This window comes from Paenibacillus sp. OAE614, assembly GCF_040546645.1.
Taxonomy (GTDB): domain Bacteria; phylum Bacillota; class Bacilli; order Paenibacillales; family Paenibacillaceae; genus Paenibacillus_AQ; species Paenibacillus_AQ favisporus.
Genome location: NZ_JBEPOD010000001.1, coordinates 88,348 through 102,558 on the forward strand (window position 1 = coordinate 88,348; position 14,211 = coordinate 102,558).

General features: G+C 52.1%; 12 protein-coding genes. 10 read left to right on the top strand and 2 right to left on the bottom strand.

Annotated elements, in window-relative coordinates:
* Positions 1 to 25 precede the first annotated feature (25 nt).
* Together ABIE48_RS00420 and ABIE48_RS00425 are read left to right on the top strand one after the other, a co-directional pair.
* Entirely contained in the window at positions 26 to 1,873 is a 1,848-nt protein-coding gene (locus ABIE48_RS00420) for an Ig-like domain-containing protein (protein ID WP_192717512.1), read from the top strand.
* Between the two features lie 290 nt (positions 1,874 to 2,163).
* Positions 2,164 to 2,997, top strand: coding sequence for a C40 family peptidase (locus ABIE48_RS00425; protein WP_145029830.1), 834 nt, complete (start codon positions 2,164 to 2,166; stop codon positions 2,995 to 2,997).
* A 175-nt stretch (positions 2,998 to 3,172) separates the two neighbouring features.
* Here ABIE48_RS00425 and ABIE48_RS00430 read toward each other — a convergent pair whose 3' ends face one another.
* Positions 3,173 to 3,559: a hypothetical protein gene (locus tag ABIE48_RS00430; RefSeq protein WP_145029832.1), complete on the bottom strand. Its 387-nt coding sequence runs from the start codon at positions 3,557 to 3,559 to the stop codon at positions 3,173 to 3,175.
* 251 nt (positions 3,560 to 3,810) lie between these two features.
* Between ABIE48_RS00430 and ABIE48_RS00435 the strand changes: the two genes are divergently transcribed.
* Positions 3,811 to 4,383 carry a hypothetical protein gene (locus ABIE48_RS00435; protein ID WP_354518098.1) on the top strand — a complete coding sequence of 191 codons (573 nt, stop codon included), beginning with the start codon at positions 3,811 to 3,813 and terminating at the stop codon, positions 4,381 to 4,383.
* 137 nt (positions 4,384 to 4,520) lie between these two features.
* Here the strand turns inward: ABIE48_RS00435 and ABIE48_RS00440 are convergent, their stop codons facing one another.
* Positions 4,521 to 4,685 (bottom strand): DUF1328 domain-containing protein, encoded by a 165-nt coding sequence (locus ABIE48_RS00440; RefSeq protein WP_076176112.1) that lies wholly within the window; start codon positions 4,683 to 4,685, stop codon positions 4,521 to 4,523.
* Positions 4,686 to 4,930: 245 nt separating this feature from the next.
* On the opposite strand from ABIE48_RS00440, the gene ABIE48_RS00445 reads away from it, so the two are divergent.
* From ABIE48_RS00445 to ABIE48_RS00475, 7 genes are all read left to right on the top strand, one after another.
* A complete protein-coding gene (locus ABIE48_RS00445) occupies positions 4,931 to 5,434 on the top strand; it encodes a DUF948 domain-containing protein (protein WP_145029836.1) in 504 nt (167 codons plus the stop codon).
* Between the two features lie 48 nt (positions 5,435 to 5,482).
* The gene (locus ABIE48_RS00450) at positions 5,483 to 5,995 is read left to right on the top strand and encodes a hypothetical protein (protein WP_145029838.1); all 513 of its coding nucleotides are present in this window, start codon (positions 5,483 to 5,485) and stop codon (positions 5,993 to 5,995) included.
* 92 nt (positions 5,996 to 6,087) lie between these two features.
* On the top strand, positions 6,088 to 6,432 hold the full coding sequence (locus tag ABIE48_RS00455) for a YflT domain-containing protein (protein ID WP_076176109.1): 345 nt from the start codon (positions 6,088 to 6,090) through the stop codon (positions 6,430 to 6,432).
* Positions 6,433 to 6,646: 214 nt separating this feature from the next.
* Positions 6,647 to 7,816 (top strand): PP2C family protein-serine/threonine phosphatase, encoded by a 1,170-nt coding sequence (locus tag ABIE48_RS00460; RefSeq protein ID WP_145029840.1) that lies wholly within the window; start codon positions 6,647 to 6,649, stop codon positions 7,814 to 7,816.
* Positions 7,813 to 11,472, top strand: a complete 3,660-nt coding sequence (locus tag ABIE48_RS00465; RefSeq protein WP_192717513.1) for a response regulator — start codon at positions 7,813 to 7,815, stop codon at positions 11,470 to 11,472. Before ABIE48_RS00460 ends, ABIE48_RS00465 begins: the two co-directional genes overlap by 4 nt.
* 73 nt (positions 11,473 to 11,545) lie before the next feature.
* Positions 11,546 to 12,406 (top strand): CheR family methyltransferase, encoded by an 861-nt coding sequence (locus ABIE48_RS00470; protein WP_076176101.1) that lies wholly within the window; start codon positions 11,546 to 11,548, stop codon positions 12,404 to 12,406.
* A 17-nt stretch (positions 12,407 to 12,423) separates the two neighbouring features.
* Complete coding sequence (locus tag ABIE48_RS00475) at positions 12,424 to 14,100, top strand: response regulator (protein ID WP_192717514.1); 1,677 nt, start codon at positions 12,424 to 12,426, stop codon at positions 14,098 to 14,100.
* Positions 14,101 to 14,211 lie beyond the last annotated feature (111 nt).

Genomic DNA, 14,211 nt, shown 5'->3' on the forward strand with positions numbered 1-14,211 from the left:
GCTTACGATGGAAAGGAGTAAGGCTGTGAACAGAACGTTGTGGCGATTGTGGACTGCTTGCACTGCCGGATTGCTGGTGATGGTTGGGATGTGGCCCGGATTCAGCCTTGCGGCTGCCGAACCGACGCGGTCGGCGATTGAATGGTCCAAGGATTACGGAAGGCAGTCCAGCGGAGAGGGAGTCATCCCTACATCAGACGGTGGCTATCTAGCCCTGGGCGATATCTATGACTCGTATCAAAAGGCCTATGTGGTAAAGCTGGATGGAGAAGGGCAGGTGGAATGGGAGCAGAAGCTGGCTTATTATGACTGGGGGTCCAGTACGGCATACCGGGCCATTGAGACCAAGGACGGGGGTTATCTCATTGCAGGGAACACGGGTGAAGAGTTTGAGCCGATTCGGCAGCTGTTCCTGATCAGGCTGGATGCATCGGGGAATGTGGTGTGGCAGAAGGTCATGGATGCACAAGGGTATGATCAAAACCCGAAAGCCATTGTCGAGACGGAGGACGGCAGCTTTTTGATCGCCGGAAGCGGGATCGTCCACTGGGTTGCTTATGACAGAGCTTATATCGCCAAGATCGATCAAAATGGGAATACGCTGTGGTACAACCAGTACAGTTTTTCGGGGAGCGACTATTTAACCGATCTGATTCCCGCGAGCGACGGGGGTTACATCGCTGTCGGCCACGCAGGTATGGTGGAATATGAATCGAGAGAACATGATGCGATGCTGGTAATGAAGATCGATGATCAAGGCAAAGAGGTGTGGTCGAAGCAAACGGTCGAGCCGCGCAGCGGCTGGACAGCCTACTCGGTCATTCCGGCCGAGGACGGAGGCTATATGATCTTGAGCCGTAAATCCGTTAACGGCAATGGCGTGCCGGTACTTACCAAGACGGATCTGACCGGACAGGTGCAATGGGAAAAGACATACCCGGATGGTGCCAATTCGCAGAATTTCAATCGTCTGGTCCAGACGGAAGAGGGCTACGCGTTGCTGGGTGAACATGTTACATACTTGGACTGGAGCTCAGAGTGGAAGCATCAATACAGCGTGTTAAGCGTCGATCGGAGCGGAGGGCTGATCAGCAGGGAATTGTTCAAGGGGCCTCCGATCTACAGGGTCGGTACCGCATCGGGAACTCCGGATGGAGGTTATATTTTCCCTGGAACCGTTCAGCGGGGAGACAGCGCGAAATTTCAGCTGATGAAGCTCACGCCGCCGGCGGACCAGCCGCCTGTTGAGCGAACACTAACAGGCATCGCATTTTTGGAAAAGGAAAAGAAACTGAAAACAGGTTCAAGCGTCTCCACGGTGCTGCAAGCGGTATATGATGACGGAACCCGAAGCGATTTGTCCAACGCCGCAGTCTACGTTTCGGGGGACGCTGCGATTGCCGAAGTCGACGCATTAGGCCGAATCACGGGAAAGGAGCCGGGAGACACCTATGTGGAAGCATCTTACGAGGGTTATACAGCAAGATTGAACGTGACAGTACTGCCGGAAGATACGGGCGAGTATGATCCCCTGAACGGCTATCTCGAGCTGGATTCGTCCCAATACTCGCTTTCGGAAGGTTCGACGCTGGATATCAAGGTTTTTTTGTATGACTATTCGACACAGACGAGATCGGATATTACCAAGCAGGTTCAATTCAGCAGCAGTCATCCGGACGTTGCCGAAGTGGACGGGGAAGGAAATCTGATCGGTCATAAGCCGGGCTTGACCCAGATCTCTGCCCAATATAAGGGAGGCCGGACGATGGCCTCGGTCCAGGTCGTCCGCGCCGCTGCTCCAATCGGAACTGACCTTCCGGATCAAGGCGGGACGGATAGCGGGGAGGATCTTGAGAATTCAGTAGAGGAATAATCGTGTAAAGTTTCGTCTGGTGAAAACATGGGATGAACAACGCTGGCTCAACACAGGGCCGGCCTTGTTCTTTTGGTTCCGTGCAGGTATTTCCTTAATGTTCCCTGATTTCCAGGGACCAGGCGTATTTAAGACCATAGACCTGTTTTATACCAACATTTGGAGTGTGTTTTTGTGTAAAAAGGGCCATGCGGTTTCTCGATCCTCCTGCCTATAATGAGAGCAAGCGCTAAGCGGGCCGGCGTTCCCCGGTTTCTACAAGCGACTCAGACATCTCAAGGAGGAATGAAATGATTAACATCAAGAAAAGCTTACTCGGATGCCTGCTATTATCCGCTGCCATTTCTGCAGCCGTCATCATCCCGACCGGACATGAGGCTCAAGCGGCATCGGCAATCAGCCAGGTTCAAGCACAGGGCCAGGTCGGCGTTATTCAGGCCTCGGTGAATCTTCGGGACAAGCCTTCCCAGTCCAGTAACGTCCTCGGTTATGTGAAAAAAGGAGAGACCGTGCAGATATTGGAGAAAAGCACGGCTTATTATTATAAAGTGAAGACTTCGTCGGGCCAGGTCGGTTACGTCAGCACTCGCGAAAAATACATAGCCGTTAAGGGCACCGGTTCGGCATCCCAGCCGAGTACGGGATCCTCTGAAGCGGCACCGCCCGTCTCCGCGGAAAATACAAATGCCATGATCGAAAAGGTCATCCAGACCGGCATGAAATATCTGGGGACCCCTTACGAGTTTGGTTCCAACCGGAATACGACGACCACGTTCGACTGTTCGGATTTTACCCGCCAAATCTTCAAAGAAGCTGCAGGCGTCGTGCTTCCGGCGGATTCCAGACAGCAGGGCTCCTGGGTGAAGGAAAACAGCGGAGCTGTATACAACACGGATCAGCTGAAGCGGGGGGATCTCGTGTTCTTCATGAGTTACCGCGGATCCAGCGCTTCCGCATACCAAGGCATTGATAAGTCCAGCCAGCGGATTACCCATGTGGCGGTGTATCTGGGCGACGGCAAGCTGCTGCATACCTACTCCAACCAGGCCGGCGGCGTTACGGTATCGGATTTCAGCAACTCTTGGAAGCTGAGATTTCTGTATGGAGGCAGCGTTCTGAAATAAAGGCCGCGTAAATGCAAAGGACCGGAGAATTCTCCGGTCCTTTGTTGTCCCCCGCAAAGGCTTCGCTGTACGGAAGGTTTGATGATATTCTATGTAGAAGGAACTAAATGACGCCGACACCCGTTAGTAAACTCCTTAGTTCTTTCTATTACTGGCATGTTGCTTTTTGGATGTCTTATTTTACGAGAATCCAGGCAGTTCCGAGCCATGTGTACACTTCCACCCACTCGCCGAGGAGCGATCCAACGCGGTTGCCTGTAGTGTCCACGACTTGCGGAGCAAGGACGCTTGCGACTTTACCGCCGGGCTCAAAGTAGAACGGTGTATTTACCGTCAGGATCAGAGGCACCGTAGGCTGCGTTACTTCTTCTCCTGCCGAGATGATCGGCTCAGGTACCAGCTTGGTAGGTTCGGCAACGGTCTCCGACGAGCCTGTGACCGAAGTCGTGGTGGACGGAGTGCTGTTCGTTGTGGACGTTGTGGATGCGCTGTCCGCGAACGCTGCGGTTCCCATGGAAGCCATTAATCCGAGTGCTGCTGCAATAGTGATGATTTTTTTCATAGACTGTGTTCCTCCTTGGAATAGTATGCTTCTACACTATCCAAATAACCCTCTTACAGACAATTGAACCAAGTTATCTAGTAGATCGTAGAAAAAAAGATTGTTTTAGTTTACCATAAATATGGTAGAAGCGTCAGGGAGGATGGTACCAAAAATCCCGGCTGCCTGCTTTTGAAGTAGGCCAAAAATAAAACTTTAGAAATGCGCCGAATGGTGGAGTGAGCTTGCTTTTCGGCAGAAAGGGGGCGGACATGCGCCTAGGGAAGTTTTTGTTTCGGTTCATAATAACGATCATCATCGTGGTCATTATCGCCGCCGGCGTGCTGATCTGGTACATCGCTCCGGACCGCAAGCTGAATTTGAACTATACGGATTTGAATATCCAGGATAAAGCGATGCAGATGCTGAAGACGAAGAAACCGGAAATTACGCTGAACAGCGGAGAGTTGAATGAGCTGGCCAAGAAAGAGCTCATCAAGCACATGGGTGATATGCCCCCGCAGGTTACCGTTACCGGAGCCGAGTTCCGGTTCCATGGGCAGGAGGTTACTGCGGATATTAACGGCAAGTGGGAGTTTATCCCTTTTGGTGCCGAGCTGACCTTCACGATGGATGCCGACGGCAGCGTCATTGTGCTGAAGCATGAATCCACGAGGATCAAGTCGATCCGCGTCCCGGCGGAGACCTGGGGGCTAGGCACCCTTTCCGTGCCGCTCAAGGAGCACTTGCCGGACATCCTTAGAGTGGACGATGTTCAGTTCTTGGATGACGGCGTCAAGCTGACGTTCAAGCTGAACTGGCTGGATCTGCCGTCGCTCTTTTAATGAAACAAAAGATTGTGAGCATTAAAAAAACCAAGCGCCTTCTATCCGAAGGACCGCTTGGTTTTTTTTGCTCATTCTAACCTTTTTCTTATCTCTTTGGGCTTGTTCATCTTCTCGTATCAGCTGCCCTTATACCGTTAAGGCGTTCGGCTGCGGCCGGTAAACAGGGAGATGATAAAGAGAACCAGGAAAATGAAGAACAGCACCTTGGCAATCGTAGCCGCCGCAGATACGATTCCGAAGAATCCGAAGATTCCGGCGACGATCGCAATAATTAAGAAGATAATCGACCATTTCAACATCTTGCTCACCTTTCTTTCCTGTAGAGTTTGGGCGATAAATGACCGGACATACGCCGATAAACCAGCGGGTCCCGTTCACCCTCGTAGTCATACTTAACCGGGCCCAAGGGGAATGAAACAAGCCCTGCCTTTGGTAAAAAACGGCGCTGTTTCGTCATTTGGGCGATAGGGTAACTAACGCTTAAGTGAGCCTTACAGGAAGCATGGAAGGCATCTTGAAGAGACAAGAAAGAGAGGTTATGCACATGATTATGTCGCTTAGTGTCGCGTTAATCGCGGTCGCTTTTGCGGTCCTGGTCGTTTATCTCATTAAAACGCTGCTGGCCGCGAAAAGTTCGCTCGAGAAGACGACGCAAACTCTGCAGGAGGTTCAGCAGACGATCGACGAACTCAGCTATGAGATCAAGCAAATCGTCCGGCACGCCAACGATATTACGGCGGATGTCGAGCATAAGATGAAACAGATTGATCCGGTCATGAATTCGGTGAAAAATTTGGGTGAAGTGCTCAGCGAGTTAACCCTGGCTGCGAAACAGGCTTCCACAACCTTGATTCACAAGTTCAAGCAGCCTAAGCACCAGGTAGAGTCCCGTCCGCGGCACATGCTTGCCTCCGCGTCGACGCCGGAAGAGCGCACGATTGAGTCCTATTCGGCTGTATATGAAACGGGAGCAAAGGCCAAGCCTGCGGCTAACGTGGTGAAGTGGATCGACACCGCCGCGACGGTCTGGCAGAGACTGCGCCGGTAGGACCTATGGCTCAGGCTGGATCCATTGACAACAGAAAGGATGAGAATCATGTTGAAAATGATTACGCTGCTGCTTGGAATGCTGTCACCCTTGTCCTTCGTGTCCGCTGCCCAGCCTGACCCGGGCCATACGGCGAATGCCCAGACTGTCCGGCAGGCCGTCCAGCATACCCCTGATCGCTTTACCGCGTTTGATACGATGAACGGGGTTTCCCTGAACGATACCAAGCAGGAGGTCCTCGCCCACAAGGGCAAGCCGCTGAAAGTGACGCCCGATCCGTTCACCGGCTGCTCGGCTTACGTCTACCAGGACGCGGCGGTCGTGCTCTGCGACGGCATCGTGGACTACGTTCATGTGGGAGCGGCTGCAGGGAAGATGCAAATCAACGGTTCCTGGATCCCTTTGAGCAAATACCAGGTTGCCGATGCTTTAGGGCAGCCGCAGTTCCGTGCGGAGGATGGTGACGTCTACCTTCGCGGACACCATGCCGTCAAGGTTTACACGGATCCGGAAACGGGAAGGCTCGCGGGAGTTGACTTTTTTGACCAAGCGAGTGAATAGCCTGCCGTTTCTTGGAAACAGCGTTTCAACTATACCCGCAGAGGTTAATTAGAACATGTACGGGATCAACAAAGAATAGGAGAGTGAGAACGATGAATTCATCAACCAATACCAAATCATTTGCGAAAGTTGTGGAAAACGGCGTCCAAGCGGTGGAAGAAGTCAATCAGCTGCGCAGCGCGGGTTATGTGTACGACGATATTTTCGTACTGGCCCATGACGGCGACCGGACCGACCGGATTGCGGACACGGCAGGGGCAAGTGAGGTTGGCATTAAAGAAGAAGGCATGTTTGATGCTCTTGCTAATCTGTTCCGTTCACGCGGAGACGAGCTCCGGGCCAAAATCACGTCGCTGGGCTTCACGGAGGCTGAGGCTCAATTTTATGAAAAGGAACTGGATCTGGGCAAGGTGCTGGTAGTTGCCAAAAAGGCATGAGACCGGTATTTCCCGCATACAGAGCATGTCAAAAACATAGATAAGGAATGGGATAACGCTTCCCATTCCTTATCTATGTTTTTGGAACAAGTGGGATATCATGCCCCGAGTTCCAACGACTGATAGACCTTAGATGCTGAAATATTCACACGGTATGGTATATAGTATATAAATAGAGATTTCAACAATTTCATAGGATCGTAAGGAGAGGGTTATGAGAATATTAATTGTTGATGACAATCCGACTAACGTCATAATCATCCGGGAGATTTTAAAGAAAGAAAACTACCGGGATATCGATAAAGCCGCATCGGCAAGAGAAATGTTTGAAATCTTGGGGGCTGACGGCTATGCCAAAGAAGGTCAGCCGAAGGCATCCAATTTTGATTTAATTCTGCTCGATATGATGATGCCTGAAATGGATGGGATCGAAGCCTGTCAGGTGATCCAGAAAAACGAGCATCTCAAGGATATACCGATCATCATGGTCACGGCGGTGGGAGATTCCAAAAAGTTAGCCGAGGCGCTGGATGCCGGAGCGGTCGACTATGTGACCAAACCGATCAACAAAGTGGAGCTGATGGCCCGGATCCGCCTGGCACTCCGTCTCAAACATGAGAAGGACTGGCATAAGGAGCGCGATCAGCGGATTCAGGAGGAACTGAGATTGGCTGCGCTGGTTCAGAACGCGGTGCTGAGTCCCGCTATTGAGGACGAGCTGTTTGAGGTCCACGCCATTTATCAGCCTTCCGCCGAGCTTGCCGGTGATCTATATGCCTGGTATTCCCTCGGCAACGGCCGTTACGGTGTCATTCTTTTGGATATGATGGGCCATGGCATCTCGTCGTCCCTGTTTACGATGTTCATCGCGTCGGTCCTGAAGGATACGGTAACGACCTATGTGGAGCCGGAGAAAGTGATCCAGGAGCTGAACCGCCGGTTTAACCAGCTTCACATCGAAAATGAGCTTGTCCAATATTATTTTACGGCGATTTATTTAGTCGTGGATACCTCAATGAAACGGATTGACTACGTCAACGCCGGGCATCCCCCAGCTATATTTTTCCAACAGAACGGAGACATGCTGCTGCTTGACCGGGCATGCTGTCCGGTCGGCTTATTCGACAAGATGGATATCGATCCGCAGACCTTGTCTTACGAAGGGGAAGGCCATATTGCGCTGTACACCGACGGCTTGCTGGAACTGGTCCAGGGCGATCATGACGAACAAGTCGACTTTTTGGTCAGCCACCTGAAGCATTCGCATGAATGGAATGAAGAGAAGATGTACCAGGCATTTTTTGAAGACCACGGAACCCAGGAGCGGGAAGACGATAAATGTCTCGTCTGGATTTCGTTAAAAGAGGGAGCGAATGAAGAATGAAACTGAAGACTAAGCTGGTGATCGGCTTCGGTTCGCTCATGCTCATTTTGATTGCTTTGACGGTGGTCGGCTACGACCGCATGAATTATATGAACAAGCAAATGGATCGTATCTATGAGGACCGGTATTTGAAAGTGCGGTATTCCACCGGGGTCCGGAGCGAAGTGAACGATATGTCCAGGTTCGTTATGAGCATGATGCTGAATCACAACGTGGCGACAGATAACAGCACTTCCGAGATCAACGATATGATCGCCAAGGGCGAACAAAGTTTGCAGAAGCTGAATGCAACCACCACCTCTCCTGAGGAAAAACAAATGCTGAACCGCGTTCAGAAGGCGTGGTCGGATTATAAGGAATATATCAACAAGCAGTCCGCCTTGTTATCCAAAGGGATGATGGACGATGCCAACACCTACCGAAATGCAAGTGGAACCCCGATCCAGCAGGAAGCGATAGACAGCATCAATGCGCTTTCCGAATATCAGGATCTGCTGGTCGATCAGCAGATCAGTAACGCCAAAGCAGCGTACAACCGGTCCGTTCAAATCACGACCGCCATTATGATTGCCGGTCTACTGCTTGGACTTGCCGTTATTCTGTGGGTCATCTCCACCATCACGAGGGGACTCGGCGTCGTGAACATGATGATCAACAGCTTTGCCAAAGGCCGGATCCAGGCCATCCGCCGGATTAAGGTGACCTCAAGAGATGAAATCGGCCAGGTGGCCCATGTGTTCAAGGAAATCGCCGAAGACCTGGAAGAGAAGCAGGAGCTGGAGCAGAACTACCTCCAGGCCCAGAAGGACCAGAACTGGCTTAATTCCAATGCGAGCCGGGTTACCGAGCTTCTTCGTGGCATCAATTCCAGCAAGCAGGTGTCCCAAATGTTCATCAGCGAGTTTACTCCGATCATCGGGGCGGCCTATGGGGCTATATATATTCAGGACGATGATAAAAATCCGAATATGCTGTCTCTTGGCGGAACATACGCAGGCCAGGGGGAACGCTCGCCGAGAGGCAGAGTTGAAATCGGAGAAGGGCTGGTCGGGCAGAGCGCTTTGGACCGCAAACCGATTATCACCGAGCTGCCGGAAGACTACCTGTCAGTGGACTCGGCCTTTGGTTCGGCGAAGCCGGCTCATCTGCTGATCTATCCGGTCGTGTTTGAAGACGAGCTGCTTGGCGTCATTGAAATGGCGTCGTTCGAGCCGTTCAGCGAGCTGGCCAGACAGCTCTTGTCCCAACTCACCGCGAGTCTGGGCGTCATTATTAATAACATTAACCGCCGCGTTCGCGTCGAGGAGCTTCTGCGTGAATCGCAGGCGCTGACCGAGGAGCTGCAGTGCCAATCCGAGGAGCTGCAGACCCAGCAGGAGGAGCTGCGCCGCTCCAACGAAAATCTGGAGGAGCAGACCGAAGCGCTCAAGCGCTCCGAGGATTTGCTGCAGCGCCAGCAGGAGGAGCTCGAGCATTACAATACCGAGCTGATCGGCAAGACGCGCGCGCTGGAAGAGCAGATGCAGCAGCTTGAGGAGAAGAACATCGAGGTTGAAGAGGCGAAGGCCAGACTGGAGCAGCAGGCGATGCAGCTGGCGGTGACCAGCAAATACAAGTCGGAGTTCCTGGCGAATATGTCCCACGAGCTCCGCACGCCGCTCAACAGTCTGCTGATCCTGTCGCAGCTCCTGTCCGAGAATAAGGAAGGAAACCTGAGCGATAAGCAGAAGGAATACGCTCATACGATCTACATGTCGGGCGCCGATCTGCTCAAGATGATTGATGAAATTCTGGATTTGTCCAAGGTCGATGCCGGCAAAATGGAGATCAACTCCGAAACGGTGCCGATCGAGGAATGGCAGACCTTCGTCAACCAGAATTTCAAGCCGCTGGCCCATTCGAAGCAGGTTGCGCTTCACGTTCACGTGGACAACGATGTGCCGGATTCCGTCGTTACCGACGGATACCGGGTCAAGCAGATCCTGCGCAACCTGTTGTCCAATGCCTTTAAATTCACCAGCCAGGGTTCGGTCGTGTTCACGGTCCGCCGGGCGGATCCGGAAGCCCTGCCGGCTTATCTGGACCGGACCAAGGAATATATCGCGGCGGCCGTCAAGGATACGGGCATTGGCATTCCGAAAGATAAGACCGACCTGATCTTTGAGGCGTTCCAGCAGGTGGACGGCACGACCAGCCGCAAGTATGGCGGTACCGGACTTGGCCTTTCCATCAGCCGTGAGCTGTCCCGCCTGCTTGGCGGAGGGATCGAAGTCGAATCGGTCGAAGGGCATGGCAGCTGCTTTACGCTGTATCTGCCGGTCACGGAGGAGAAGCCGGAGGCATCTTCTTCCGCTCAGGACGAGGCTGCCGTTTCCAGCGAGCTGATGCTGCCCAAGCCGGCGCAGAACATGGTGGATGAAGAGGAATCCGCCATCAACGCGGCGGAGCCTCTGGAAGACGACCGCGAGCGGATTGCCGATAAAGATAAGGTACTGCTCATCATTGAGGATGACATCAAATTTGCCCGTATTCTGATGGATATGGCGCGGGGGAGAGGCTTTAAGGCCCTCGTGGCGATGCAGGGCGATGTCGGCCTGCAGATGGCCAAAACGTACTTGCCGGATGCGGTCATCCTGGATATCCAGCTTCCGGTCATGGACGGCTGGGCGATCCTGGGCGAGCTGAAGGGAGACTCGGCAACCCGCCATATTCCGGTTCACATCATATCGGTATCGGATGAAGTGAAGCAGGGCCTGAAAATGGGGGCCATTGCCTATTTGAAGAAGCCTTCCAGCAAAGCGTCCCTGGAGCATGCCTTCTCGCATATTGAATCGTATACCGAGCAGTCGCTGAAGCATCTCCTCATCGTTGAGGACGATGACATCCAGCGCCGTTCGATTATTGAGCTTATCGATCACGATGACGTGGCCATCACCGCCGTGTCCACCGGCAAGGAGGCGCTCAGCGAGCTGCGGAAGAAACGCTACGACAGCATGGTGCTCGATTTGATGCTGAGCGATATGACCGGCTTCGAGCTGCTGGATCAGATCCAGCAGGACGAGAACCTGGGCTACCTTCCGATCATTGTGTACACCGGCAAAGATCTCGACAGCAAGGAAGAAATGCGCCTGCGCCAATACACCGAGTCCATTATTATCAAGGACGTGAAATCGCCTGAGCGCCTTCTGGACGAAACTACCTTGTTCCTGCACCGGGTAGAAGCCAATCTGCCTGAGGACAAGCGTCAAATCTTGCAGAAGCTTCATAACAGGGAAGCGCTGTTTGAAGGGAAGAAAATCCTCCTCGTCGACGACGATATCCGGAACGTCTTTGCGCTATCGAGCGTTCTGGAGAATTACGGCATGGAGGTAACCTTCGCCGAGAACGGACGCGAGGCGATCGATATCCTGACCGGAGGCCAGCCGTTCGATTTGGTGCTGATGGATATGATGATGCCGGAGATGGACGGATATGAGGCGATGCGGCAGATTCGCCAGATACCTCAGTTCCATAAGCTTCCGATTATTGCCTTGACCGCCAAGGCGATGAAAGAAGACCGCTCCAAGTGTATCGAGGCCGGTGCTTCCGATTACGTGAAGAAGCCGATCCAAACGGAACAGTTATTATCCCTGATGAGGGTTTGGTTGTATTCGTAAGGGCAATAACGGGGTAATAGGTAATAGCATTACATTTTCATCTTTGAAGCAAACGTAAGCAGGAGGAAAGAGAATGGATTTGGGGCATACAGATCAGGACATCCCCGTAAAGGATGAGACGGAACGGGAAGATATCGAGCTTGAGCTTCTTCTGGAAGGCATTCACCGTTTATATGGTTACGATTTCCGCAATTATGCGATTCCGTCGCTCCGGCGCCGGATATGGCATTTTATACGTGCGGAAAGTTTAAGCAATATTTCACAGCTTCAGGAGAAGGTGCTTCATCACCGGCCCGTTTTTGAGCGGCTGGTTCATAATCTGTCGATTCCCGTCACAGAGATGTTTCGCGATCCGAACCTCTTTCTGACTTTTCGAAAAAAGATCGTCCCCCTGCTGAGAACCTATCCGTATATCCGCATCTGGCATGCAGGCTGCTCCACCGGAGAAGAGGTCTACTCCATGGCGATTCTGCTGCATGAAGAGGGACTTCTGGACAAGGCGAGGATTTACGCCACGGATATGAACGACCGTTCCCTGGAGCAGGCGAAGCAGGGGATCTTCGGGATTGAGAAAATGAAGCTGTATACGAAAAATTATATTGAGGCGGGCGGAACCCGTTCCTTTTCCGAGTATTATACCGCCAAGTATAACTCGGTGATATTCCAGCCCTTTCTAAGCAAAAATATGATCTTTGCGGAGCATAATCTGGCAACGGACCGCTCCTTCAACGAGTTTAACGTTATATTTTGCCGTAATGTGATGATCTACTTTAACGACACGCTCAGGGATCATGTCCACGGCCTGTTTTATGAAAGCTTAAGCCGTTTCGGAATTTTGGTTCTTGGAGCAAAAGAGTCGATACAGTTTACGGAATACAGTGATTCTTACGAACCGCTGGATCGTGTGGAGAAAATCTACAGGAAGATTAACTAGAGAAGTGGGAGGATTCCATGGGGTCTCAAGAACCGATTCATATTCTGCTGGTTGATGACCGTCCGGAGAACTTACTCGCCCTGGAAGCAGTGCTGGAGAGTGAGCAATATAATCTTGTGAAGGCGACCTCTGGTGAGGAAGCGCTCCGGTGCCTGCTGAAGGATGAGTTTGCTGTGATAATACTGGATGTTCAAATGCCAGGTATGGACGGGATTGAAACAGCCAAATTGATCAAGGCAAGGGATAAAACGAAGGACATTCCGATCATCTTCATTTCAGCGAACAGTAAAGAAGCCGAGCATTTATTCGCAGGTTATTCAGCCGGTGCGATCGATTATATGGTGAAGCCGTTTATCCCGCAAATCCTGAAGTCCAAAATTGAAGGCTTTGTGGAAATGTACTTGACCAACAAAAAGCATAAAACCCAGTCCATGCTGCTGCAGCAAAAAACGCAGGAGCTGGAAAAAGCCAATCAGGAGCTCATTAAAGCCAAAGAGGCGGCTGAAATCGCGGCCAAGGCCAAAACTGAATTTTTGGCGATGATGAGCCATGAAATCCGCACGCCGATGAACGGCGTGATCGGTATGGTGGATCTGCTGATGGAAACCGAGCTTAAGGAAGAGCAGCTGGAATATACGGAGATCATCCGCAAAAGCGCCGACGCTCTGGTCACGGTGATCAACGACATCCTCGATTTTACCAAGATGGAATCCGGGAAAATGGAGATGGAGGAGCATCCGTTTGAGCTGCAAAACTGCATCAAGGAAGTATTCAGCCTCTTTTCTATGGAAGCAGGGAAAAAGGACCTGGAGCTGGTGTACTTTATCGATGAAGCAATCCCCCCCATCATTTACGGGGATATGGCCCGCCTGCGTCAGGTGCTGATCAATCTGATCTCCAACGCGGTGAAGTTTACGCATCAGGGCGGAGTCTATCTGATGGTGTCACTACGGGAAAGAGCCGAAGACGGCAGCCTCATGATCGAATTTGCGGTGAAGGATACCGGTATTGGCATTACGCCGGATAAGCAAAACCGCTTGTTCCAGCCGTTCTCCCAGCTGGATTCTTCGATGACCCGGAAATACGGGGGCACGGGGCTGGGACTGGCCATCTGCAAATCGCTCGTTGAAATGATGGGCGGCGGCATTTACGTGGAATCGACCGAGGAGAAGGGTGCCACGTTTATCTTTACGATCCGGACGAGCGAGCCTGAATCGGATGACGGCATGATGGGCATGGGCGACGACCTGCCTGTTTCCCTGCCGTCCGCAAAAGACGAAGAACCGCTGATTCTCGTGGTAGACGACCATCCGGTCAACCAGAAGCTGATGGTGAGCATGCTGGGCAAGCTGGGATTGAGAGCAGAAGTGGCCGAGGACGGGAGGCAGGCGGTGGATAAAATCCGCGCCAATCCGGTGTACCGGCTGATCTTCATGGATTTGCAAATGCCGGTCATGGACGGTCTGGAGGCCACGGCCCTTATCCGCGAGATGCAGCCACAGGGATACCGGCCGGTTATCATCGCCATGACCGCCAATGTGATGGAAGGCATCCGAAGCCGGTGCAGGGAAGCCGGAATGGACGATTATATCAGCAAACCGGTCAATATGAAATCGGTGAAGGAGATTCTGATGAAGCATCCGGTGCCTGCACAAAGCAAAGGCTTGCAGACCTCCGATGCCAACTCCATGTGACGGGGTCCAAATATTGCCAGGCATAAGCTTGTGTACAAGCTGATTCAAACGGGGGAATTTAGGGTTAACTGTTCTTATACAAGAAAAACAAAAAATTCGGGAGAGAATGTC